The 22,951-nt window shown below is 70.1% G+C and carries 22 protein-coding genes; 19 read left to right on the plus strand and 3 right to left on the minus strand.

What is annotated here, in order from left to right; translation table 11 throughout:
* The first annotated feature begins 16 nt into the window (after nt 1-16).
* The 3 genes from AB0C66_RS23185 to AB0C66_RS23195 all read left to right on the plus strand — a co-directional run bounded on the left by AB0C66_RS23185 (nt 17) and on the right by AB0C66_RS23195 (nt 3,036).
* Nucleotides 17-1,258: a site-2 protease family protein gene (locus AB0C66_RS23185; RefSeq protein ID WP_362441638.1), complete on the plus strand. Its 1,242-nt coding sequence runs from the start codon at nt 17-19 to the stop codon at nt 1,256-1,258.
* Nucleotides 1,259-1,349: 91 nt separating this feature from the next.
* Nucleotides 1,350-2,315, plus strand: a complete 966-nt coding sequence (locus tag AB0C66_RS23190) for a tRNA (adenine-N1)-methyltransferase (RefSeq protein WP_362441641.1) — start codon at nt 1,350-1,352, stop codon at nt 2,313-2,315.
* 124 nt (nt 2,316-2,439) lie between these two features.
* On the plus strand, nt 2,440-3,036 hold the full coding sequence (locus AB0C66_RS23195; RefSeq protein ID WP_362441643.1) for a hypothetical protein: 597 nt from the start codon (nt 2,440-2,442) through the stop codon (nt 3,034-3,036).
* 19 nt (nt 3,037-3,055) lie between these two features.
* Here the strand turns inward: AB0C66_RS23195 and AB0C66_RS23200 are convergent, their stop codons facing one another.
* A complete protein-coding gene (locus tag AB0C66_RS23200; RefSeq protein ID WP_362441646.1) occupies nt 3,056-3,346 on the minus strand; it encodes a ferredoxin in 291 nt (96 codons plus the stop codon).
* Between the two features lie 256 nt (nt 3,347-3,602).
* Here AB0C66_RS23200 and arc point away from each other — a divergent pair, with 256 nt between their 5' ends.
* The 5 genes from arc to prcA all read left to right on the plus strand — a co-directional run bounded on the left by arc (nt 3,603) and on the right by prcA (nt 9,304).
* Nucleotides 3,603-5,369 (plus strand): proteasome ATPase, encoded by a 1,767-nt coding sequence (gene arc / locus AB0C66_RS23205; protein WP_362441649.1) that lies wholly within the window; start codon nt 3,603-3,605, stop codon nt 5,367-5,369.
* A gap of 259 nt (nt 5,370-5,628) precedes the next feature.
* The gene (gene dop, locus AB0C66_RS23210; protein ID WP_362441652.1) at nt 5,629-7,140 is read left to right on the plus strand and encodes a depupylase/deamidase Dop; all 1,512 of its coding nucleotides are present in this window, start codon (nt 5,629-5,631) and stop codon (nt 7,138-7,140) included.
* Nucleotides 7,141-7,291: 151 nt separating this feature from the next.
* Nucleotides 7,292-7,510, plus strand: a complete 219-nt coding sequence (locus AB0C66_RS23215) for a ubiquitin-like protein Pup (protein WP_069869121.1) — start codon at nt 7,292-7,294, stop codon at nt 7,508-7,510.
* A 112-nt stretch (nt 7,511-7,622) separates the two neighbouring features.
* Nucleotides 7,623-8,468: a proteasome subunit beta gene (gene prcB / locus AB0C66_RS23220; RefSeq protein ID WP_362441655.1), complete on the plus strand. Its 846-nt coding sequence runs from the start codon at nt 7,623-7,625 to the stop codon at nt 8,466-8,468.
* Nucleotides 8,469-8,521: 53 nt separating this feature from the next.
* Complete coding sequence (gene prcA / locus AB0C66_RS23225; RefSeq protein ID WP_362441658.1) at nt 8,522-9,304, plus strand: proteasome subunit alpha; 783 nt, start codon at nt 8,522-8,524, stop codon at nt 9,302-9,304.
* Nucleotides 9,305-9,372: 68 nt separating this feature from the next.
* Here prcA and AB0C66_RS23230 read toward each other — a convergent pair whose 3' ends face one another.
* Nucleotides 9,373-10,461, minus strand: a complete 1,089-nt coding sequence (locus AB0C66_RS23230; protein ID WP_362441661.1) for a LacI family DNA-binding transcriptional regulator — start codon at nt 10,459-10,461, stop codon at nt 9,373-9,375.
* Nucleotides 10,462-10,635: 174 nt separating this feature from the next.
* Here AB0C66_RS23230 and AB0C66_RS23235 point away from each other — a divergent pair, with 174 nt between their 5' ends.
* From AB0C66_RS23235 to AB0C66_RS23285, 11 genes are all read left to right on the plus strand, one after another.
* Nucleotides 10,636-11,991 (plus strand): MFS transporter, encoded by a 1,356-nt coding sequence (locus AB0C66_RS23235; protein WP_362441664.1) that lies wholly within the window; start codon nt 10,636-10,638, stop codon nt 11,989-11,991.
* 9 nt (nt 11,992-12,000) lie between these two features.
* On the plus strand, nt 12,001-13,362 hold the full coding sequence (gene pafA / locus AB0C66_RS23240; protein ID WP_362441667.1) for a Pup--protein ligase: 1,362 nt from the start codon (nt 12,001-12,003) through the stop codon (nt 13,360-13,362).
* 114 nt (nt 13,363-13,476) lie between these two features.
* Nucleotides 13,477-14,472: an FKBP-type peptidyl-prolyl cis-trans isomerase gene (locus AB0C66_RS23245; protein WP_362441670.1), complete on the plus strand. Its 996-nt coding sequence runs from the start codon at nt 13,477-13,479 to the stop codon at nt 14,470-14,472.
* Nucleotides 14,473-14,513: 41 nt separating this feature from the next.
* A complete protein-coding gene (locus tag AB0C66_RS23250; protein WP_362441673.1) occupies nt 14,514-14,888 on the plus strand; it encodes an FKBP-type peptidyl-prolyl cis-trans isomerase in 375 nt (124 codons plus the stop codon).
* Nucleotides 14,889-15,003: 115 nt separating this feature from the next.
* Nucleotides 15,004-16,011 carry a WYL domain-containing protein gene (locus AB0C66_RS23255; protein WP_362441675.1) on the plus strand — a complete coding sequence of 336 codons (1,008 nt, stop codon included), beginning with the start codon at nt 15,004-15,006 and terminating at the stop codon, nt 16,009-16,011.
* 19 nt (nt 16,012-16,030) lie between these two features.
* Nucleotides 16,031-16,990 (plus strand): WYL domain-containing protein, encoded by a 960-nt coding sequence (locus tag AB0C66_RS23260; RefSeq protein WP_362441678.1) that lies wholly within the window; start codon nt 16,031-16,033, stop codon nt 16,988-16,990.
* Complete coding sequence (locus AB0C66_RS23265) at nt 16,983-17,246, plus strand: hypothetical protein (protein WP_362441681.1); 264 nt, start codon at nt 16,983-16,985, stop codon at nt 17,244-17,246. The genes AB0C66_RS23260 and AB0C66_RS23265 overlap by 8 nt, the downstream gene beginning before the upstream one ends.
* Nucleotides 17,247-17,256: 10 nt before the next feature.
* Nucleotides 17,257-17,493, plus strand: coding sequence for a hypothetical protein (locus tag AB0C66_RS23270; RefSeq protein WP_362441684.1), 237 nt, complete (start codon nt 17,257-17,259; stop codon nt 17,491-17,493).
* A gap of 231 nt (nt 17,494-17,724) precedes the next feature.
* Nucleotides 17,725-18,015 carry a Sec-independent protein translocase subunit TatA gene (gene tatA / locus AB0C66_RS23275; RefSeq protein WP_362441687.1) on the plus strand — a complete coding sequence of 97 codons (291 nt, stop codon included), beginning with the start codon at nt 17,725-17,727 and terminating at the stop codon, nt 18,013-18,015.
* Nucleotides 18,016-18,078: 63 nt separating this feature from the next.
* Nucleotides 18,079-19,056, plus strand: coding sequence for a twin-arginine translocase subunit TatC (tatC, locus tag AB0C66_RS23280; protein WP_362441690.1), 978 nt, complete (start codon nt 18,079-18,081; stop codon nt 19,054-19,056).
* Between the two features lie 165 nt (nt 19,057-19,221).
* Entirely contained in the window at nt 19,222-22,044 is a 2,823-nt protein-coding gene (locus AB0C66_RS23285) for a DEAD/DEAH box helicase (RefSeq protein ID WP_362441693.1), read from the plus strand.
* Between the two features lie 45 nt (nt 22,045-22,089).
* Here the strand turns inward: AB0C66_RS23285 and AB0C66_RS23290 are convergent.
* On the minus strand, nt 22,090-22,951 hold an 862-nt coding region (locus AB0C66_RS23290; RefSeq protein ID WP_362441696.1), incomplete at its 5' end, for an IPT/TIG domain-containing protein.

Consider the following 22,951-nt stretch of genomic DNA (forward strand, 5'->3'; position numbering starts at 1 on the left):
CCGACGAGGGGACACCGTGGACAACAGCGGGCAGCCGCAGTCCGACAACGGGGGGTCGGACCGTCCGACCGAACCGGAGGCAGGCAAACCGCGGCGCCCGCGGGAGGTGGGCGGCGGGATCCTGATGGGCCGGCCGTTCGGCGTGCCCGTCTATGTCTCCCCCAGCTGGTTCCTGGTCGCCGCCCTCATCACCTGGGTCTTCGGCGGCCAGCTCGAGCGGGTGCTGCCCGAGCTCGGCGCCGTGCGCTACCTGGTCTCGCTCTTCTTCGCCGTGGCCTTCTACGCCTCCGTGCTGGTGCACGAACTGGCGCACACCGTGGCCGCGCTCCGTTTCAAGCTGCCCGTGCGCCGGATCCAGCTCCAGTTCTTCGGCGGGGTCTCGGAGATCGAGAAGGAGTCGGAGACCCCCGGCCGGGAGTTCGTCCTCGCCTTCGTCGGCCCGCTGCTCTCCCTGGTCCTCTCCGGCGTCTTCTACCTCGGCATGCTGCTGGTCGAGCCCGGCACGGTGCCCGGGGTGCTCCTCGCGGGCCTGATGTTCTCCAACCTCATCGTGGCGGCCTTCAATCTGCTGCCCGGGCTGCCGCTGGACGGCGGGCGGATGCTGCGCGCCGTGGTCTGGAAGCTCAGCGGCAAGCCCATGGCCGGCACCGTCGCCGCCGCCTGGAGCGGCCGGGCGCTTGCCGTCGCGGTGCTGGTCGGCCTGCCGCTGCTCACCCAGGCCGGTGGGCTGGGCGGTGAGCCCGAGAACTTCGGCAGTGTGGACTCGCTCACCGACGCGCTGCTCGCCGCCATACTGGCCGCGATCATCTGGACCGGCGCGGGCAACAGCCTGCGGATGGCCCGGCTGCGCGAGCGGCTGCCGGATCTGCGCGCCCGTACGCTCACCCGCCGGGCCGTCCCGGTCGAGGCCGACACCCCGCTCTCGGAGGCGCTGCGCCGGGCCAACGAGGCCGGGGCCCGCGCCCTGGTCGTCGTGGACGTCCACGGCACCCCCACCGCCGTGGTGCGCGAGGCGGCCATCGTCGGCATCCCCGAGCACCGCCGCCCCTGGGTCGCGGTCAGCGGACTGGCCCAGGACCTCAGGGACGGGATGCGGGTCTCCGCCGAGCTGACCGGCGAGGAGCTGCTGGACACCCTGCGGGCCACCCCCGCCACCGAGTACCTGGTGATCGAGGACACCGGTGAGATCTACGGGGTGCTCTCCACCGCCGATGTCGAGCGCGCCTTCGTCGCCGCCATGGCCCGTGCCCCCTCCTGAGGTTCCCGGGGCCGATGCGCCGCCGGAGCCCCGGGGCCGCCCCTCATGGGCGCGGTCACGACGGGGTGCGGGCGCCCGGTAGGCTGTTCACATGTCCGAACCGACCGGTGCCGCCCGCCGTCGCGGCCCCTTCCAGGTCGGGGACCAGGTCCAGCTCACCGACCCCAAGGGACGCCACTACACGTTCACTCTCGAGGCCGGGAAGAACTTCCACACCCACAAGGGTTCCTTCCCCCACGACGAGCTGATCGGCGCCCCTGAGGGAACCGTCGTGCGCACCACGGGTAACGTCGCGTATCTCGCGCTGCGCCCCCTGCTCCCCGACTATGTCCTGTCCATGCCACGCGGTGCCGCCGTCGTCTACCCCAAGGACGCGGGGCAGATCCTGGCGATGGCCGACATCTTCCCCGGTGCGCGGGTCGTCGAGGCGGGCGTCGGCTCCGGTTCGCTCTCCACGTTCCTGCTGCGGGCCATCGGCGACCAGGGCATGCTGCACTCCTACGAGCGCCGGGCCGACTTCGCCGAGATCGCCTCGCAGAACGTCGAGCGCTACTTCGGCTCCCCGCACCCCGCCTGGCGGCTGACCGTCGGCGACCTCCAGGACCATCTGTCCGACACCGACGTCGACCGCGTCATCCTGGACATGCTCGCCCCCTGGGAGTGTCTGGAGCCCGTCTCCAAGGTTCTCGTCCCCGGCGGCATCCTCTGCGCCTACGTCGCCACCACCACCCAGCTCGCCCGGACCGTCGAGGCCATCCGCGAGCACGGCACCTTCAACGAGCCGTCGGCCTGGGAGACCATGGTCCGCACCTGGCACGTCGAGGGACTGGCGGTCCGTCCCGACCACCGGATGATCGGGCACACCGGCTTCCTGCTCACCGCCCGCCGCCTCGCGGACGGCGTGGAGCCGCCGCTGCGCCGCCGCCGTCCGGCCAAGGGCGCCTACGGCGAGGACTACGCGGGCCCCGGCGCCGGGAAGGACTCCGCCGCCGCGGACACCACGGGCGGCAAGCGGACCGCCGCCGAGGGCCGGGACACCGCCTCCGGGCGCGCCTGACGCCCCGCCGGACCCCTTCCGGTATCAACGCCCCGGCGCGGCCACCGACTTCCCTCCGACGGGACGGTGGCCGCGCCCTGTGAGATGTGGCACCATGCGGGACACCCCCCGCCTCAGTTCTCACATGGAGTCATCCCGCGTGCAGCCCCTGGGCCCGGATCTCGCGCACACCCATCCCCGTCCGGTGCACTGGCTCGCGACCGCGGCCGCCGTCGCCGCCGTCGTCGCCGGATCATCGCTCGTCCAGCCGTCGGACGCCAAGGCCAGCGGCACCGCGCCGCACACCGTGGCCGCCAAGGCCCCCGATCCGCGCGCGGCGCGGTATCCGATGGACTGCGGCGGGGCCCGGCCGGATGTGGTGGACCGGGGCTCGGGGGACCTGGACGGGGACGGGCAGCCGGAGACCGTCGCGGTGGTGCGCTGCCATTCGGCGACCGGTACGCCACCGAGCGGCGTCTATGTCCTCTCGCCCGGGGAGCGCTCCGGTTCCACCGGCGGCAAGGGCGTCGCGCCCCGGATCGTGGCCACGTTCGTGGATCCCAAGGAAGGGATGAGCATCCGGGATTTCGCGGTACGCGGAAAGAAGGTTTCGGCCACCCTGCTGGGATACTCCTCGGCCAAGGTCCCGCGGTGCTGCCCGGATCTCCAGCGTCAGGTCAACTGGCAGTGGCGGGACGGCAAGTTCGTCCTCAGCGCGCTACCGGTCCCGGGGAGTGTGTGAGCGGTCACGCGGTGTCCCGTCACTCCGCGTCGGGGCCGTAGACCTCGACCTTGTCCGCGGCGCGGCGCACATGGATGCAGTCGCCGGGACACTCCTTGGCGGAGTCCGCCACCTCGGTGAGCAGCTGGAGCGGCACGGGCGCGGTGGCGCCCTTGTCCTGGAGCAGCTCATCGTCGGAGCTCTTGACGTAGGCTAGACCGTCGATGTCGAGTTCGAAGACCTCAGGGGCGTACTGGGCACAGATCCCGTCGCCCGTGCACAGGTCCTGGTCAATCCAGACTTCAAGATCGCCGAGCTCCTCGTTCCGCACGGTACGTCGCCTGCCGTTCCCTCGATACGTGATTCAACATGTCTAAATATCGCCAGCCCTGGCGGGTGTTGACCGTGTCGACGATACAACCGCTCGCTTTCCGATGTTGTTGGGTGGGTATTCACCTGGCGTGAGGGAGTGCGCAAGGGTGAAGATCGGACACACGCCGACCGGGTTTGTGATCTAGGGGTTTCAACCCGCACCGGCCCAGGTAGGGTCAGGAAGCGTCCAGCTCCCCTTGGAGGAGGTGAGGACCGTGGCAGCCCACGACGACGACATCAACCGCGGCATCCGGCCGGGGCGGGGGTCTGATGACCCAGCCGGTCAGGTTGCCTATCTCGAGCAGGAAATCGCCGTCCTGCGCCGCAAGCTCGCCGACTCTCCGCGCCACACGAGGATTCTCGAAGAGCGGATCGTCGAGCTACAGACCAATCTGGCGGGAGTCTCCGCACAGAATGAGCGGCTCGCGAACACGCTCCGTGAGGCCCGCGACCAGATCGTGGCCCTCAAGGAGGAGGTCGACCGGCTCGCGCAGCCGCCGGCCGGCTTCGGGGCCTTCCTACAGGCGAACGAGGACGGCACGGCGGACATCTTCACCGGGGGCCGCAAGCTCCGGGTGAACGTGAGCCCGGGAGTCGACCTCGAGGACCTCAGGCGTGGCCAGGAGGTCATGCTCAACGAGGCCCTCAACGTGGTCGAGGCCATGGAGTTCGAGCGCGCCGGGGACATCGTCACCCTCAAGGAGGTCCTTGAGGACGGCGAGCGCGCCCTGGTGATCGGGCACACCGACGAGGAGCGCGTGGTGCGGCTCGCCGAGCCGCTGCTGGAAACCACCATCCGTCCCGGTGACGCCCTGCTGCTCGAGCCCAGGTCCGGCTACGTCTACGAGGTCGTGCCCAAGAGCGAGGTCGAGGAGCTCGTCCTCGAAGAGGTCCCGGACATCGACTACACGAAGATCGGCGGCCTGGGAAACCAGATCGAGCTGATCCGCGACGCGGTCGAGCTCCCCTACCTCTACCCCGACCTCTTCAAGGAGCACGAACTGCGGCCGCCCAAGGGTGTGCTGCTGTACGGTCCGCCCGGCTGCGGCAAGACGCTCATCGCCAAGGCCGTCGCCAACTCCCTTGCCAAGAAGGTCGCCGAGGTGACCGGCAAGCCCGCGGGGAAGAGCTTCTTCCTCAACATCAAGGGCCCCGAGCTGCTCAACAAGTACGTCGGTGAGACCGAGCGGCATATCCGGCTCGTCTTCCAGCGGGCACGGGAGAAGGCCAGCGAGGGCACGCCCGTCATCGTGTTCTTCGACGAGATGGACTCCCTCTTCCGCACCCGTGGCTCCGGTGTCAGCTCGGACGTGGAGAACACCATCGTTCCGCAGCTGCTCTCGGAGATCGACGGTGTCGAGGGCCTGGAAAACGTGATCGTGATCGGCGCCTCCAACCGCGAGGACATGATCGACCCCGCGATCCTCCGCCCCGGCCGCCTCGATGTGAAGATCAAGATCGAGCGTCCGGACGCCGAGGCCGCCAAGGACATCTTCTCGAAGTACCTGACGCACACCCTCCCGGTGCACACGGACGACCTCGCCGAGCACGCCGGGTCCCCGAAGGCCGCCGTCGCGGGCATGATCCAGTCCGTCGTCGAGCAGATGTACGCGGAATCCGAGGAGAACCGCTTCCTGGAGGTCACCTACGCCAATGGTGACAAGGAAGTCCTCTATTTCAAGGACTTCAACTCCGGCGCCATGATCCAGAACATTGTGGACCGGGCCAAGAAGATGGCCATCAAGGCATTCCTCGACCACAACCAGAAGGGGCTCCGCGTCTCCCATCTGCTCGCCGCGTGTGTGGATGAGTTCAAGGAGAACGAGGACCTGCCCAACACCACCAACCCGGACGACTGGGCCCGGATCTCCGGAAAGAAGGGCGAGCGGATCGTCTTCATCCGCACCCTTGTCACCGGAAAGCAGGGCGCGGACACGGGACGCTCCATCGACACGGTGGCGAACACCGGTCAGTACCTGTAACACCGCTGTCCGGCTGCGGATGTCCTGGACGGGGCATCCGCAGCCGGATGCGCTTTTCGGACCGCATTCTTCGTATGAGTCCTACGAGCCCGACCGGAGCAATGACTGAGATGATCTCCGCAGCACCGCAAAGCCGTCTTAGGCTCGTCGGTACCGCACCTTCGCGGCGTAGGGGATCGAGGGCCGCGCAGGGACCAGGAGCGCAGCGGTACTTGAGCGCCGACCCCGCCCGGGGGCGGCGCTGGGCAAGGAGGGCCGCATGACCGTACGGCGCGTAATGGGGATCGAGACGGAGTACGGGATCTCCGTCCCGGGGCACCCCAACGCCAATGCCATGCTCACCTCATCCCAGGTCGTCAACGCCTACGCGGCGGCGATGCACCGGGCGCGCCGCGCCCGCTGGGACTTCGAGGAGGAGAACCCGCTGCGGGACGCCCGCGGCTTCGACCTCGCGCGCGAGTCCGCCGACGCCAGCCAGCTCACCGACGAGGACATCGGCCTGGCCAATGTGATCCTCACCAATGGCGCCCGGCTCTACGTCGACCATGCCCACCCCGAGTACTCCGCCCCCGAGGTCACCAATCCGCGCGACGCGGTGCTCTGGGACAAGGCGGGCGAGCGCATCATGGCCGAGGCCGCCGTGCGCGCCGCGGAGCTGCCCGGCGCCCAGCCCATCCATCTGTACAAGAACAACACCGACAACAAGGGCGCCTCCTACGGCACGCATGAGAACTACCTGATGAAGCGGGAGACCGCCTTCTCGGACATCGTGCGCCACCTCACGCCCTTCTTCGTCTCCCGCCAGGTGGTCACCGGCGCCGGCCGCGTCGGCATCGGCCAGGACGGGCATGAGCACGGCTTCCAGATCAGCCAGCGGGCCGACTACTTCGAGGTCGAGGTCGGGCTGGAGACCACCCTCAAGCGCCCCATCATCAACACCCGTGATGAGCCGCACGCCGACGCCGAGAAGTACCGCCGGCTGCATGTGATCATCGGCGATGCCAACCTCTCCGAGATCTCGACCTACCTCAAGCTGGGCACCACCTCCCTGGTGCTGTCGATGATCGAGGACGGCTTTATCGCGGTGGACCTCGCCGTGGACCAGCCGGTGCGCACCCTGCACCAGGTTTCCCACGACCCCACACTGGGCCGCCTCATCACTCTGCGTAGCGGACGTACGCTTACCGCCGTACAGCTCCAGATGGAGTACTTCGAGCTGGCCCGCAAGTACGTCGAGGACCGCTTCGGGGCCGACGCGGACGACCAGACCCGGGATGTGCTGACCCGCTGGGAAGACGTGCTCAACCGGCTCGAGCGCGATCCCATGAGCCTCTCCGGCGAGCTGGACTGGGTCGCCAAGCGCGAGCTGCTCGAGGGCTACCGGCGCCGCGACAGCCTGGAGTGGGACGCCGCCCGGCTCCACCTGGTGGACCTCCAGTACGCCGACGTACGGCCCGAGAAGGGGCTGTACAACCGCCTGGTGGCGCGCGGCAAGATGAAGCGGCTGCTGGACGACCAGGACGTGGCACGGGCCCAGAACAAGCCCCCGGAGGACACCCGCGCCTACTTCCGCGGCCGCTGCCTGGAGCAGTACGCGGACGATGTCGCCGCCGCCTCCTGGGACTCGGTGATCTTCGACCTCCCGGGTCGTGACTCTCTGCAACGGGTTCCCACGCTGGAGCCGCTGCGCGGCACCCGGAACCACGTCAAGGAGCTGCTGGACCGCTGCCGTACCGCGGAAGACCTGGTCCGGGTCCTCTCGGGCGGCTGAAACAGGCTCCGGCCGGGAATCATCGAGGTGGCCTCCATGCGTTGTAGCAAGTGGGAGGCCGATGTCGGACCCGGATTGTAGGGTCTGATCTTGAGACCCATCGAATCTGAGACCTATCGCATCAGCGGGCGAACCGAGCGGGGTGAGGGACATGGCGACCAAGGACACCGGCGGCGGACAGCAGAAGGCGTCGCGCTCGACCGAAGAGGTCGAGGAGCAGACGCAGGACGCACAGGCCGCGGAAGACCTCAAGGAACGGCAGGAGAAGCTCTCCGACGACGTCGACTCGGTGCTGGACGAGATCGATGACGTGCTCGAGGAGAACGCGGAGGACTTCGTGCGGTCCTTCGTCCAGAAGGGCGGCCAGTAAGACGCGTGTTCTCCGTCCTGCGTCCCCACGAAGAAGGGGGCGCAGGACGGATGACTTCCATGGCCAGGGGTATGGTCCGTGCAGTATTTCAAGATCTGGTGGAAGGAAACGTGTGGAAGCCAACACTCGTGACACAGGGCGTCTGCCGGCTGCCTTCCTGACGCCCGGCTCCTCGTCTTTCATGGATTTCCTGGGGGCGCACACCCCCCAGCTGCTCCCGGGGAACCGTCCGCTTCCCCCGGTGCAGGGCGCCGTCGAGGCCCCGCACGGCACCACGATCGTGGCGGCCAGCTTCCCCGGCGGTGTGGTGCTCTCCGGTGACCGCCGGGCGACCATGGGCAATGTGATCGCGCAGCGGGACATCGAGAAGGTCTTCCCCGCCGACGAGTACTCGGCCGTCGGCATCGCGGGCACCGCCGGTATCGCCGTGGAGCTGGTCAAGCTCTTCCAGCTGGAGCTGGAGCACTTCGAGAAGGTCGAGGGCACCGTCCTCTCCCTGGAGGGCAAGGCCAACCGGCTGTCGACCATGATCCGCGGCAATCTCGGCATGGCGATGCAGGGCCTGGCCGTCGTCCCGCTCTTCGCCGGCTGGGACGTCGACCGGGAGAAGGGCCGCATCTTCTCCTACGACGTCACCGGCGGGCGCTCGGAGGAGCACGGCTTCGCGGCCACCGGCTCGGGCTCGGTGTTCGCCCGCGGCTCGCTCAAGAAGCTCTACCGCGAAGACCTGACGGAGAACCAGGCCGTCACCGCCGTCGTCCAGGCGCTCTACGACGCCGCCGACGACGACTCGGCCACCGGCGGGCCCGATATGGCCCGGCGCATCTTCCCCATTGTCACGGTCATCACCGATGACGGCTTCAAGAGGTACGCCGACGCAGAGGTGTCCGAGATCGCCCGCGCCATCCACGAGCGGCGGCTCGAAGAGCCGGACGGCCCCCGCGCCGCCCTGCTCTGAGAGGACGGTTGACCCGGAATGCATTCGCCACTGACAGAAGGGACGGACAGCCGGTGACGACGCCGTTCTACGTATCTCCTCAGCAGGCCATGGCGGACCGCGCCGAGTACGCCCGCAAGGGCATCGCGCGCGGCCGCAGCGTGGTCGTGTTGCAGTACTCCGACGGCATCCTGTTCGTTGCCGAGAACCCGTCCCGCGCCCTGCACAAGGTCAGCGAGATCTACGACCGCATCGCCTTCGCGGCGGTCGGCAAGTACAACGAGTTCGAGAATCTGCGCATCGGCGGTGTCCGCTACGCCGATCTGCGTGGCTACACCTACGACCGCGACGATGTCACGGCCCGTGGCCTGGCCAATGTCTACGCACAGACGCTGGGCACCATCTTCTCCAGCGCCGCGGAGAAGCCGTACGAGGTGGAGCTGATCGTCGCCGAGGTCGGAGACGGCCCGGAGGACGACCAGATCTACCGACTGCCGCACGACGGCTCCATCGTGGACGAGCACGGCTCGGTCGCGGTCGGTGGTAACGCCGACCAGATCAGCACCTACCTCGACCAGCGCCACCGCGACGGGATGACCCTCGCCGAAGCCCTCAAGCTGGCCGTCGACTCGCTCTCCCGCGACAACAACGGCGGTGAGCGCAGCCTCACCGCCGAGCAGCTCGAGGTCGCGATCCTGGACCGCAAGCGGCCCCAGAAGCGGAAGTTCAAGCGGGTGCTCGGCCGCCAGCTCTCCCGGCTCCTGGAGTCGGAGGGCGCCGCCGCGGAGGACTCGTCCGACGCCGAGGACGCCGAGAGCGCGGGGAGTTCCGAGGACACCGGGGACGCCGAGGAGTAACCCACACCGTTCCCTCCCGCGCCCCGGCGGCCCTCGGCCCCCGGGGCGCGGTGCTGCCCGGACACCCCCTAGCGCGCGGGAGGAGGCGCCGTGGAGCCCCGGGGGAGGAGTTCCACGGGCAGGGTGATGTCCTGGGCCCGTTCGCCGTTCAGCACCGCCATCAGGGCCCGCATCCCGGCCCCGCCCACCGCTTCCGCGGGCAGCCGCACCGTCGTCAGCTCCGGCTCCACCGCGGTGGAGAGCGCCAGGTCGTCGACGCCGGTCACCGACACATCGTCCGGCACCCGCAGCCCCAGCCGCCGGACCGCCTTGCAGGCACCCGCCGCGAGGATGTCGTCGTCGCACACCAGCGCCGTGGGGCGCGGGCCCGGGGCGGACAGCACACGCTCGGCCGCCTGGCGGCCCTCCTCGACGCTCAGTCCCGCCGGTTCGGTGCTCATGGTCACGCCCTCCACCGCGCCCAGCGTCTCCGCGAGGGCGCGGGCGCGCACCCGGAAGGTCCAGGAGTCCACGGCGGCGGAGAGATGGGCGATCCGGCGGTGGCCCAGGGCGAGCAGATGGTCAGCCACCTGCCGGGCGCCGTCCGCGATATCGAGGTTGACGGTGGCGGCCGCGGCCGCGTCGTCCGGATCGCTGTCCAGCATCACCAGCGGCAGTCCGCCCCCGCGCACCGCCACCAGCGCGTCGGCCGCCATCGAGGAGGCGATCACACCGTCCAGCGAAGCCCGCGCCGAGTCGAAGGGGTCCCGGGCCGGACCGACACCCTCGGGGGAGGGGTAGAGCACCACCCCGAAGCCATGGTCGGCGGCGACCCGCGCCGCCCCGGTGTACACCCGGGCGAAGAACTCGGTCGTCAGGGCGGGCACCACCAGCAGCACCGTCCGGGTGCGGCCCAGCCGCAGACTGCGCGCCGCCAGATTGGGCCGGTAGCCCAGCTGGCGCGCCGCGGCGCGCACCGTCCCCGCGGTGCGCTCGGACACCCGTCCCGTCCACTTGTCCCCGAGGACCAGGGAGACCGTCGCCTGTGAGACGCCCGCCAGCCGCGCCACGTCCCGGCTGGTGGCCCGCCCCGCCGCCGTACGGGTCCCGTCCGGCCCGGTGTCACCCGTCCGGCCGTTGCCCGGGACACCATTCTCAGCGGCCCCGCTCGCCACCATCGCCTCCGCTTCCCTCCGCCGTCGCCGGCGATCCGCCCCGTCCGCATGCCCGGGAGTGGACCCGCGGCTGGCCGCCATGGTACGTATGACGACGGACGTTATACGTAAAACGCGACCCTGATCCACACCGGACGGGAACCCACGACCCACCGGTCCACAAGGAGGCAACGGACGATGGCGGCTGGCTACGGGGACCTGCTGCGCACCCGCCACGCGGCGCGGCTGCTCACCGGCACGCTCATCGGACGGCTGCCGAACGCCACGGCCGCCATCGCGGTGCTGCTGTTCGCCCGTGCGGAGGGCGGCAGTTACGCCCTGGCCGGAGGGCTTTCGGCGGTGTACGGCGCGGCCAACGCCATCGGCCAGCCCCTGCTGGGCCGGGCCGTGGACCACTACGGCCAGCCGCGGGTGATGCTGCCCGCCGCGGTGGTGTCCGCGCTCGGGATGGCGCTGTTCGTCGCGGTCGGACTCGAACCGCTGCCGGTGGCCTACGCGGCGATGCTGATCGCGGGTGGCTTCACCCCACCGCTGGAGGGCGGGCTGCGGGCGCTGTGGCCGAGTGTGCTGGGACGTGAGGACCGTATCCACGCCGCCTACGCACTGGACGCGGTGGCGCAGGAGGTGATGTTCGCGGTCGGCCCGCTGCTGGTGACCCTGGTGGTGGCGCTGTGGTCGGAGGGGGCCGCGCTGCTGGTCATCAACGCCCTCGGGGTCGCGGGCGCGCTGTCCGTCGTGGTGTCGCCACCGTCCCGCCGGTGGCGCTCCGCGCCGCGCGAGGCGCACTGGCTGGGCGCGCTGCGCTCGCCCGGGCTGCTGGTGCTGCTCGGTTCGTTCCTCTTCATCGGGCTGGCCCTCGGCGCCATCGCGGTGGCCTCGGTCGCCTACGCGGACCACCACGGCGGCGGCATGGTCGCCAGCCTTCTGCTGTCCGCGCTGGGCGTGGGCGCGCTGGTCGGTGGCGTGGTCTACGGCGCCCGCCCCTGGGCCGGGCCGCCCGAACGGCGGCTGCTGATCCTGGTGGCCGCGCTCGCGCTGGGCTATCTGCCGCTGCTGCTGGTGCCCGGTGTGGTGGGGATGACCGTCCTGGCGGGAGTCGCGGGTGTGTTTCTGGCCCCCGCGCTGGCCTGCGCGTTTGTCGTCGTCGACCGGCACGCCCCCGCGGGAACCGTCACCGAGGCGTTCTCCTGGCTGGTGACCACCTTCGTGGTCGGCAACGCGGTGGGGACGGCCGTCGCCGGACCGGCGGTGGAGTTCGGTGGTGTGGGCCCCGGCTTCGCCGTCCCCGGGATCGCCGGAGCCGCCGCGCTCGCGGTACTGCTGGCGGCGCGCCGATTCCTCGCCGAACCGGTGGCGGATGTGGCGGCCCACGCGTGGGCCGAACCGGTCGCGGAGCCGCTCCCCGGGACGTCCCCCGAACCAGGCCCTGACCCGGTTTCCGATCCGGTTCTCCCGGCGCCGTGCGCACCCGGCGCGGAAAATGATCGCAACCGTGCGGCCGAACCCGGTTTCAGAGCAGGCCATCAGGCGTAATGTTCAGTCATGGACCGCCGCATTTTCGGGCTGGAGAACGAGTACGGCGTCACGTGCACATTCAGGGGACAGCGCCGGCTGTCTCCTGACGAAGTGGCGCGGTACCTCTTCCGCCGTGTCGTCTCCTGGGGCCGCAGCAGCAATGTCTTCCTGCGCAACGGCGCCCGCCTCTATCTCGACGTGGGCTCGCACCCGGAATACGCAACACCCGAGTGCGACAACGTGACCGAGCTGGTCACCCACGACAAGGCAGGCGAGCGCATTCTCGAGGGTCTGCTCGTGGACGCAGAGCGCCGCCTGCACGAGGAGGGAATCGCGGGCGACGTCTATCTCTTCAAGAACAACACCGACTCGGCGGGCAACTCCTACGGCTGCCATGAGAACTACCTGGTGGCCCGCCATGGCGAGTTCTCCCGGCTCGCCGACATCCTCATCCCGTTCCTGGTCACCCGGCAGCTGCTGTGCGGCGCGGGCAAGGTGCTCCAGACCCCGCGCGGCGCCGTCTACTGCGTCAGCCAGCGGGCCGAGCACATCTGGGAGGGCGTCAGCTCCGCCACCACCCGTTCCCGGCCGATCATCAACACCCGTGACGAGCCGCACGCCGACGCCGAGCGCTACCGCAGGCTGCATGTCATCGTCGGCGACTCCAATATGTCCGAGACCACCATGCTGCTCAAGGTCGGCGCCACCGACCTGGTGCTCCGCATGATCGAGGCGGGCACGGTGATGCGCGATCTGACCCTGGAGAACCCGATCCGGGCCATCCGCGAGGTCAGCCATGACATCACCGGTCAGCGCAAGGTGCGGCTGGCCAGCGGGCGCGAGGCGTCCGCCCTGGAGGTCCAGCAGGAGTACTACGAGAAGGCCGTGGACTTCTGCGACCGCCGCGGTATCCGCACCGGCACCGTGGAGCGGGTCCTGGAGCTGTGGGGCCGCACCCTGGAGGCGATCCGGACCGAGGAGCTGGACCGGATCGAAACCGAAATCGACTGGGTGATGAAGTACCGGCTCATCGAGCGGTACCGGGCCAAGAACAACATCACCATGTCCCATCCGCGGATCGCCCAGATAGACCTCGCCTACCACGACATCCACCGCCGCCGGGGGCTCTACTACCTGCTGGAGAAGCGTGGTCAGGCGGCCCGGGTCTGCAACGACCTGAAAATCTTCGAGGGCAAGTCGGTTCCCCCGCAGACCACTCGGGCCCGGCTGCGCGGCGACTTCATCCGCCGCGCTCAGGAGCAGCGCCGCGATTTCACCGTGGACTGGGTGCATCTGAAGCTCAATGACCAGGCCCAGCGCACCGTGCTGTGCAAGGACCCGTTCCGGTCGGTCGACGACCGGGTGGAGAAACTCATCGCCGGTATGTGAGACGGCGGACGGCTTATGTTCCGCGCGGGCCCCGTGCGTTCCTCGGACGGGGCCCGCCATACGACGTAGAGTGACGCGCATCGTCCATCGCAAGATCTACGTAACGAGGACTCCGTGCGCCGACGCTCCGTACTCCTTGCCGTGCCCGCGGGCCTGCTGACGCTGGCGGGCTGCGGTGACGACAAGTCAGGATCCGACAAGGCATCACCGTCCAAGGAGGCCACCAGCCCCACGCCGTCGCCGGCCCCCACCGGCAAGATCGTGAGCGGGCCGGTACCCCCCATCACCTCCGGAACGGCATTCGGTGACAAGCCCAAGATCGCCAAGGGGTCGGGCAAGCCCTCGTCCTCCCTCGCGGTCAAGACGGTCATCAAGGGGAACGGGCCGACCACGGCCAAGAAGGACTTCCTCCAGGTCAACTATCTCGGCCAGATCTGGAGCAGCGCCAAGGTCCTCGACAACTCGTACGACAAGAAGAAGCTGGCCACCTTCCAGCTGGGCGCCGGTCAGGTCATCCCGGGCTGGGACCAGGCGCTGGTGAAGCGGAAGGTCGGCAGCCGGCTGGAGCTCGCCGTGCCGCCCGCCTACGCCTACGGCAAGCAGGGCCAGCCGCAGGCGGGCATCAAGGGCACCGACACGCTCGTGTTCGTCATCGACATCGTCAACCGCTTCAACGGCAAGAGCTCGGCCAAGGGCGACAAGGTGGCCCAGAGCAATATCGACCTGCCCAAGGTGTCCGACAACACCGACGGCAAGGCGCCCACCATCACCGTCCCCAAGAAGGCCGCGCCGAAGAAGCTGGTCTCGCAGTACGTCATCGAGGGCGACGGCGCGACGGTGAAGAAGACCGACGCGCTGCTCGTCCAGTACAAGGGCGTGCTGTGGAAGAACGGCAAGCAGTTCGACGCCACCTACAAGCGCGGTGAACTGGCCCAGTTCTCCCTCCAGCAGGTCGTCAAGGGCTGGTCCCAGGGGCTCACGGGCAAGAAGGTGGGCAGCCGGGTTCTGATCGTCGTACCGCCCGAGCTGGGGTACAAGGCGGAGGCGAAGCCGGGCATCCCGGCCAACTCCACGCTGGTCTTCTCCGTCGACATCCTGGCGGTTCTGTAAGACTGTGCGGGTTGCCCACCACGTGACGAGGAGCAATTTTCGTGAGCATCGAGAAGCCCGAGGTCGACTTCCCGGGCGGCGAGCCGCCGGCCGATTTGCAGATCAAGGACATCTGGGAAGGTGACGGCCCCGAGGCCAAGGCCGGCAGCAATATCGCCGTCCACTACGTCGGCGTGGCCTTCAGCACCGGCGAGGAGTTCGACGCCAGCTACAACCGCAACACCCCGCTGCGCATCCAGCTCGGTGTCGGACAGGTCATCCCCGGCTGGGACCAGGGATTGCAGGGTATGAAGGTCGGCGGTCGCCGCCAGCTGATCATCCCGCCGCACCTGGCCTACGGCGACCGCGGCGCCGGTGGCGGCCGGATCAAGCCGGGTGAGTCGCTGATCTTCGTCTGCGACCTGGTCTCCGCCTGAGAACCCCGGTGAGCCCCGCCGAGGGCCCCTGCCCGTGGGCAGGGGCCCTCGGCTTTTGCCCCGCGTCCCGGTAGCGGTACGGTCACGGTCGTAAGGTCACACAGAGAGGGCGTCGATGGCGATTGCCAAGGCCGAGCGGCTGATGAATCTGGCGCTGTGCCTGCTGGGAACCCGGCGTCCGCTGACCAAACGGGAGTTGCGGGGCTCCATCGAGGCGTACCTGGAGGCGGCCGCCGCACCGGGCGGTGGCGCGGGCGGCAATGACGACGCCTTCAACCGCATGTTCGAGCGCGACAAGGACGATCTGCGCGAACTCGGCCTGGTCATCGAGACGGTGGAGGGCATCGACGGCGAGGTCGGCTATCTCGCCCGCCGCGACAGCAACCGGCTGCCGCCCATCACCCTGGACGCCGAGGAGGCCGCCGCCCTCGGCCTGGCCGCCAAGGTCTGGCAGCAGGCCCGGCTCGCGGGCGCCGCCAGCGGCGCGTTGCAGAAGCTGCGCGCCGCCGGGATGCCGGTCGCCGAGGAGGACCCGTACGACACCCAGGCGCACAGCGCGCTGGAGCCGCATATCCCGGTCCACGAGGCCGCGTTCGAACCGCTGATGCTCGCCTGCCGCGACCGCCGCCCCGTCGTCTTCGACTACCGCAAGGCCAACGCGGCCCGCCCCGGACAGCGCCAGGTCGAGCCCTGGGCGCTGGAGTGCTGGCGCGGCCAGTGGTACCTGGCCGGATGGGACCGCGAACGGGCCGCCGAGCGCGTGTTCCGGCTCTCCCGGATCTGCGGCCGGGTCAGACTGCGCACCGGCGCCTTCACCGCGGAGGTGCCCGACCACGTGACCGTGCGCGAGACCGTGGAGCGGTGGTCGGGGGAGACGGCCACCCGCACCGCCCGGATCCGGCTGCGCTCGGGCCATGGCTATCCGCTGCGGGCCAAGGCGCTGTCCACCACCCCGGGCGGGGACACCACCCCGGGCGGGGACGGCTGGGACGAGCTCGAGATCCCGTACGGACACGGTCTGGACGCCTGGCTGGTGGAGTTCGGCCCGGACGTGGTGGTGCTGGCGCCCGACGAACTGCGGGCGGATGTCGTGGACCGGCTGCGCGCCGTGGCCAAGGGCTGAGGGGACGGACCGACTTCATATGGCCGGAAACGCCATTGACCAGACTCGTCGGATGCTGTCCTTGGTGACGTATCTGCGCGAACGTCCCGGCGCCCGCGTCGCCGACGTCGCCCGCGCCTTCGGTATCAGCGAGGATGAGCTGATCTCCGACCTCGATGTGCTCCCACTGTGCGGCACCAGCTTCCGCGGCGGGGACCTCCTCGACATCGACACCGACGGTGACCGGATCTGGTGGCACAACCCCGACGATGTCGCCGAGCCGCTGCGGCTGGCCGCCGACGAGGCCACCGCGCTGCTGGTGGCCGCCCGCGCGGTGGCCACCCTCCCCGGACTGCGGGCGAGCGACCGGGACGCCCTGCTGCGCGCCACCGCCAAGCTGGAGGCCGCCGCGGGCGAGGCGGCCGGGGCCAGCGCCCGGCTCTCGGTCACCTTCGAGTCCGAGGGCGGCGTCTTCGCCGACGTCGACCGGGCCATCTCCGAGCGGCGGCGGCTGTGGCTGCGCTACTACTCGCCCGCCCGCGACGAGATCACCGAGCGCGAGGTCGACCCGATCCGGCTGTTCGCCGTCGGCCGCACCTATATGGAGGCGTGGTGCCGCCTCTCCGAGGCGCGGCGCACCTTCCGGCTGGACCGGGTGGTGGAGATCAAGCTGCTGGACGAGGCGTCGGACCCGCCGCGGATCGAGCTGCGGGATCTGTCGGACCTGTCCACCGGGCTGGTGCAGACCGGTGCAGAGGACCCCGAGGTGGTCGTCGAGGTGGCCCCCGGGGGGCGCTGGGTCGCCGAGTACTACCCGCACGACAGCGCGGAGGAACTGCCCGACGGCGGTCTGCGGATCACTCTGCGCACCCCCGACCCCGGTTCGCTGCGGCGGCTGGCGCTCCGGCTGGGCAGGGACGGCCGGATCGTCTCCCCGCGGGAGCTCGCGGACAGTGCGCGGGACGCGGCGCAGCGGGCGCTCGCGGCGTACGGTGAGTGAAGGGACGCATACAGTGACCCCTGGGGGGAATCCCGCCTCGGTGATCTTCAAGGCAGCCTGTCCGGACTGCCGCGGCCGGTTCGAGCTGGCCGCGGGCGCGCTCCGGCTGGCGATCGGGGCCAGCGACCGCACCACCTTCTACTCCTTCACCTGCCCCGACTGCGGTTCGGCGGTGCGCAAACCGGCGGGGGAGCGGATCGTGGAGCTGCTCACCGGCGGCGGGGTGCGTACGCTGCGGCTGCACCCCACGGTCTAGGCTCTCCGTCATGCTCTGGCCGATGCTCGCGCTCTCCCTCGCCTTCTGCGGACTGGCCGTGCTCGCGCTGTGCGCGGTGCGGGTCTACGCCGAGGTGCGCAGACTGTCCCGGCAGGTGGCCGAGAGCTCGCGGCGCATCAACAGGGCGGCGGAGGACCTCGAGCGGGCCACCGCGCCGCTGGGCTCCCAGGTCGACGCGCTGCGCCGGGACGGGCAGCCCGTACGGACGGTCACCGACCGCGACTGACCGCGCCCGGTGCCCGGCGTGCGGGCACCCTGCTGGGAGCCGCACACCCGAGGTAGGCTGGCTGTTCGCGGCCTTGGACTCGAGGCGGAGGGCCGCAACCAGGCGTCTGCATGGGGATTGCCCCGGGTTTACCCGTGCGCGCTACGATCGCTGACAGCACAGCGGCCGGACGCGTGTCCAGACAAGTCCGGCAGCCCCACCCCAGCCGCCTCGGTGAGAAGGTAGACGCTTATGTTCGGAAGGCTCGGCGCCACCGAGATCATCCTCATCCTTGTCGTCATCGTGCTGCTGTTCGGTGCGAAGAAGCTCCCCGACATGGCGCGCTCCCTGGGCAAGTCCGCCCGGATCCTCAAGAGCGAGGCCAAGGCGATGAAGTCGGACGGCCAGCAGCAGCAGAACCCCCCGGCCGACCCGCCCACCCCCGGCCAGGACCAGTCCGCGCACCGCACCATCCAGGCCGCTCCGGGTGATGTCAGCAGCTCGCGGCCGGTCTCCGAGCCGAGCGACACCACAAAGCGCTGACCGAGGGCCACTTGGAGGCGGCCTGGACGGGCCGCCGCTGGACGCACGAGATGAGGACGTGGGTTGCTCAAGTCTGCCCGCACGAAGGAGAAGGACCCTGAGGGGCGGATGCCGCTCGCGGAGCACCTGCGTGAGCTGCGCAACCGGTTGCTGAAGTCGGTCCTGGCGATCTGCGTGACAACGATCGTCGCGATGTTCTTCTACATGGACATCGTGGACTTCCTCATGAGACCGGTGCTGGAGTCGGTCGGCTGCGGCGGGGTCACGCTGTCCGAGCTCTCCGCCCACGACGCGGCCCAGAAGTGCGCGTACTTCACCACGAACGGTCTGCTGTCGCCGTTCACCATCATGCTGAAGGTCTCCTTCACCACCGGTGTGGTGGTCGCCACGCCGGTCTGGCTCTACCAGCTGTGGGCGTTCCTCGCCCCCGGTCTGCACCGCAACGAGAAGAAGTACGGCCTGTTCTTCGTCGGGCTCGGGGTGCCGCTCTTCATGGGCGGTGCCTTCTTCGCCTACAAGATCCTGCCGACCAGCGCCAAGGTGCTGCTCAACTTCACACCGCAGGGCGCCAACAACCTCCTGCCGCTGGACGACTTCCTCGATCTGCTGGCCCGCATGATCGTGGTCTTCGGGCTCGCCTTCGAGCTGCCCCTGCTGCTGATCCTGCTGAACTTCACCGGCATCCTCAGCGGCCGCCGGATGGTCGGCTGGTGGCGCGGCATGATCATGGGCATCACCGTCTTCGGTGCCATCGCCACCCCGAGCACCGACCCGATCGGCATGTTCGCCCTGGCCGGACCGGTCACCGTGCTCTACTTCGGCGCCTGCGGCGTCGCGCTGCTCAACGACCGGCGCAAGAGTCGCCGCCGGGCGGCCGATCCCGACTTCGGCCTGGACGACGACGAGGCGTCGCATCTTGACCTGACGCCGGAGGCGGTCGGCGGCCCGGAGTGGGTCGGCGCCGGTGGCTCCCCGGCCGAGCTGCCCGGCGGCGAGGAGCCCGGCCCCACCCGGCGGAACGGCTACGACGACATCACCTGACGCGGCCCGCCGCGGCGGCGTCACCCGCCCGGGCCGCCGAAGGTCTCACCCCGTACGCGCACGGTGAACGGCCGCCCCGGTCCGGGGCGGGCGGCCGGAGCCGGGACAAAGCCCGGATAAAGATCGCGTGCGCTGTCGGAGGTGGCCGGTAGTCTCGTACGTACGATGACCGACGAGCTATCTCCCGCCGAGCGCTATGCCGCGGCCCGGGTCCGGGCCGCCGAGCAGGCCACCGCGCTGGCCCCCTTCCGCGAGATGTACGACTTCGCGCTGGACGATTTCCAGATCGAGGCGTGCAAGGCCCTGGAATCCGGCAAGGGCGTGCTGGTCGCCGCTCCCACCGGCTCGGGCAAGACCATCGTGGGCGAGTTCGCCGTCCACCTGGCGCTGACCCAGGGCCGTAAATGCTTCTACACCACGCCCATCAAGGCGCTGTCGAATCAGAAGTACGCCGATCTCGTCAAGCGCTACGGCGCTGACAAGGTCGGCCTGCTCACCGGTGACAACAGCGTCAACTCCGAGGCACCCGTGGTCGTCATGACCACCGAGGTGCTGCGCAACATGCTCTACGCGGGCTCGCAGTCCCTCCTCGGCCTTGGCCATGTGGTGATGGACGAGGTCCACTACCTCTCCGACCGGATCCGCGGAGCCGTCTGGGAAGAGGTCATCATCCATCTGCCGGAGTCGGTGACCCTGGTGTCACTGTCCGCCACGGTCTCCAACGCCGAGGAGTTCGGCGACTGGCTGGACACCGTCCGCGGGGACACCGAGGTGATCGTCTCCGAGCACCGCCCGGTGCCGCTGTGGCAGCACGTGCTCGCCGGGCGCCGGATGTACGACCTCTTCGAGGAGAAGAACGGCGAGGACGGCGACCAGAGCGGCCGCCGCGAGGTCAACCCCGATCTGGTCCGGCTGGCCCGGATGGAGAACAGCCGCCCCGGCTTCGGCCGCGACAAGCGCCGCGGGCGCCCGATGCGGGAGGCCGACCGGGAGCGCGAGCGCCGTCAGCGCAGCCGGATCTGGACCCCGGGCAGAGCGGAGGTCATCGACCGGCTGGACGCCGAGGGGCTGTTGCCCGCCATCACCTTCATCTTCAGCCGCGCGGGCTGTGAGTCCGCCGTCCAGCAGTGCCTGTACGCCGGGCTCCGGCTGAACGACGACGCGGCGCGCGCCCGGGTGCGGTCGATAGTCGAGGAGCGCACCGCGGGCATCCCGGACGAAGACCTCCATGTCCTGGGGTACTTCGAATGGCTGGAGGGCCTGGAGCGGGGCATCGCCGCCCACCACGCCGGAATGCTCCCCACCTTCAAGGAGGTCGTCGAGGAGCTGTTCACCCGCGGCCTGGTCAAGGCGGTCTTCGCCACCGAGACCCTGGCACTCGGCATCAATATGCCCGCCCGCTCGGTGGTGCTGGAGAAGCTGGTCAAGTGGAACGGCGAGCAGCACGCCGACATCACCCCCGGTGAGTACACCCAGTTGACCGGCCGGGCCGGACGGCGCGGTATCGACGTCGAGGGCCATGCGGTGGTGCTGTGGCAGCGCGCCATGGACCCGGCCGCGCTCGCCGGGCTCGCCGGCACCCGCACCTATCCGCTGCGCTCGTCCTTCAAGCCCTCGTACAACATGGCGGTCAACCTGGTCTCGCAGTTCGGGCGGCACCGCTCTCGCGAGCTGCTGGAGACCTCCTTCGCCCAGTTCCAGGCGGACAAGGCGGTCGTCGGCATCTCCCGCCAGGTCCAGCGGAACGAGGAGGGGCTCGAGGGCTACCGCGCCTCCATGACCTGTCACCTCGGCGACTTCGACGAATACGCCAGGCTGCGCCGCGAGTTGAAGGACCGGGAGAGCGAGCTCGCCCGGCAGGGCGTGGCCCAGCGCCGCGCGGCCGCCGCGGTCGCGCTGGAGAAGCTGCGCCCGGGCGATGTCATCCATGTGCCCACCGGCAAGTTCGCCGGGCTCGCGCTGGTGCTGGATCCCGGGCTGCCCGCGGGCCGCTCCAACGGCCACCGCGGCTTCGAGCAGCACGACGGGCCGCGGCCGCTGGTCCTCACCGCCGAGCGCCAGGTCAAGCGGCTCGCGTCGATCGACTTCCCGGTCCCCGTCGAGCCGTTGGACCGGATGCGGATCCCCCGCTCCTTCAACCCGCGCAGCCCCCAGTCCCGCCGCGATCTGGCCTCCGCGCTGCGCACCAAAGCCGGTCACCACGATGTGCGCCGCCACCGCAAGGAGCGTTCGGCCGCCGCCGACGACACCGAGATCGCACGGCTGCGCGCCGCGCTGCGCGCGCACCCGTGCCACGGCTGCTCCGACCGTGAGGACCACGCCCGCTGGGGCGAGCGCTACCACCGGCTGGCGCGCGACACCAAGCAGCTGGAGCGGCGCATCGAGGGCCGGACGAACACCATCGCCCGCACCTTCGACCGGATCTGCGCGCTTCTGACCGGGCTCGGCTATCTGCGCGGTGACGAGGTCACCGACCACGGCAAGCGGCTGGCCCGGCTCTACGGCGAGCTGGATCTGCTCGCCAGCGAATGTCTGCGCGACGGGGTCTGGGAGGGCCTCGCCCCCGCCGAACTGGCCGCCTGCGCCTCGGCCCTCGTCTATGAGGCCCGCTCCGCCGACGACGCGCTGCCGCCCAAGCTGCCCGCGGGCAGTGCCAAGGAGGCGCTGGCCGAGATGGTGCGGATCTGGGGTCGGCTGGACGCCCTCGAGGAGGAGCACAAGATCAATCAGGCCGAGGGCGTCGGCCAGCGCGAGCCCGACCTCGGCTTCGCCTGGGCCGCCTATCGCTGGGCGTCCGGCCACGGCCTGGACGAGGTGCTGCGCGAAATCGATATGCCCGCCGGTGACTTCGTGCGCTGGACCAAGCAAGTCATCGATGTCCTCGGCCAGATCGCGGCCGCCGCCCCCGACGGCACCGTGGCGCGCAGCGCCCGCCGGGCGGTGGACGGGCTGCTGCGCGGTGTCGTGGCGTACTCCTCGGTGGGCTGAGCCCGGTCCTGCCGCCGCCCGCTCAGCCGCTGAGGGGGCGGCGGGTCAGGCCGGATCGTAGGTGTAGGGGAGGGCGTTGCTGTTCCCGGCCGGGGTGTGGGCCACCACCATGACCGTGCCGGGCGCACCGCCCGGGGCGAACGCCACGACCTGGGTGTCGGAGATCGCGAAGAACGCGGCCGGGTCGGGGCCGAACGTCACCGCGTCGGTGAAGGTCAGATTGAGCCCGTTGAGCACCACCGCGTCACCGCCGAGCTCGGACCCCTGGGCGGGGTTGAGGCTGGTGAGCACCGGCGCCCCGAGATAGGTGTAGTACGGGTTGCCGCTGCCGGTCGAACTGGTGCCGCCCGGTGTGGTCACGGTGACGGCGACGGTCCCGGTCCCGGCGGGTGCGGTGACGGTCACCTGGTTGTCCGAGATCACGGTGATCCCGGTGGCCGGAGTCGCCCCGAAGTCGACGGCGCTGGTGAGCGTCAGCCCAGTGCCGAAGATGGTGACCGTGTTGCCTCCGGTGTCCGGTCCGAAGTGCGGGACCAGATCGGCGACCGTGGGTGCGGTGACGTAGAAGTACGGCAGCGGATTGCTCATCCCACCGGGCGTGGTCACGGTGACACTCACCGAACCCGGCGGTCTGGCCGGTGCGGTGACGGTGATTTGTGTGGCGGTGTTGGTGAGGATGGTGGCGGGTGTGGCGCCGAAGAGGACTTGTGTGGCGCCGGTGAGGTTGGTGCCGTTGAGGGTGACGGTGTTGCCGCCTGCGGTGGGTCCTGAGGTGGGGCTGAGGCTGGTGAGGACGGGTGCGGCCACGGCGGTGTAGGTGTAGGGGAGGGCGTTGCTGGTGCCGCCTGGTGTGGTGACGGTGACGTTGGTGGTGCCTGTTCCGGCGGGTGCGGTGACGGTGATTTGT

Origin of the sequence: Streptomyces sp. NPDC048636 (assembly GCF_040650655.1) — a bacterium.
Lineage (GTDB): Bacteria > Actinomycetota > Actinomycetes > Streptomycetales > Streptomycetaceae > Streptomyces.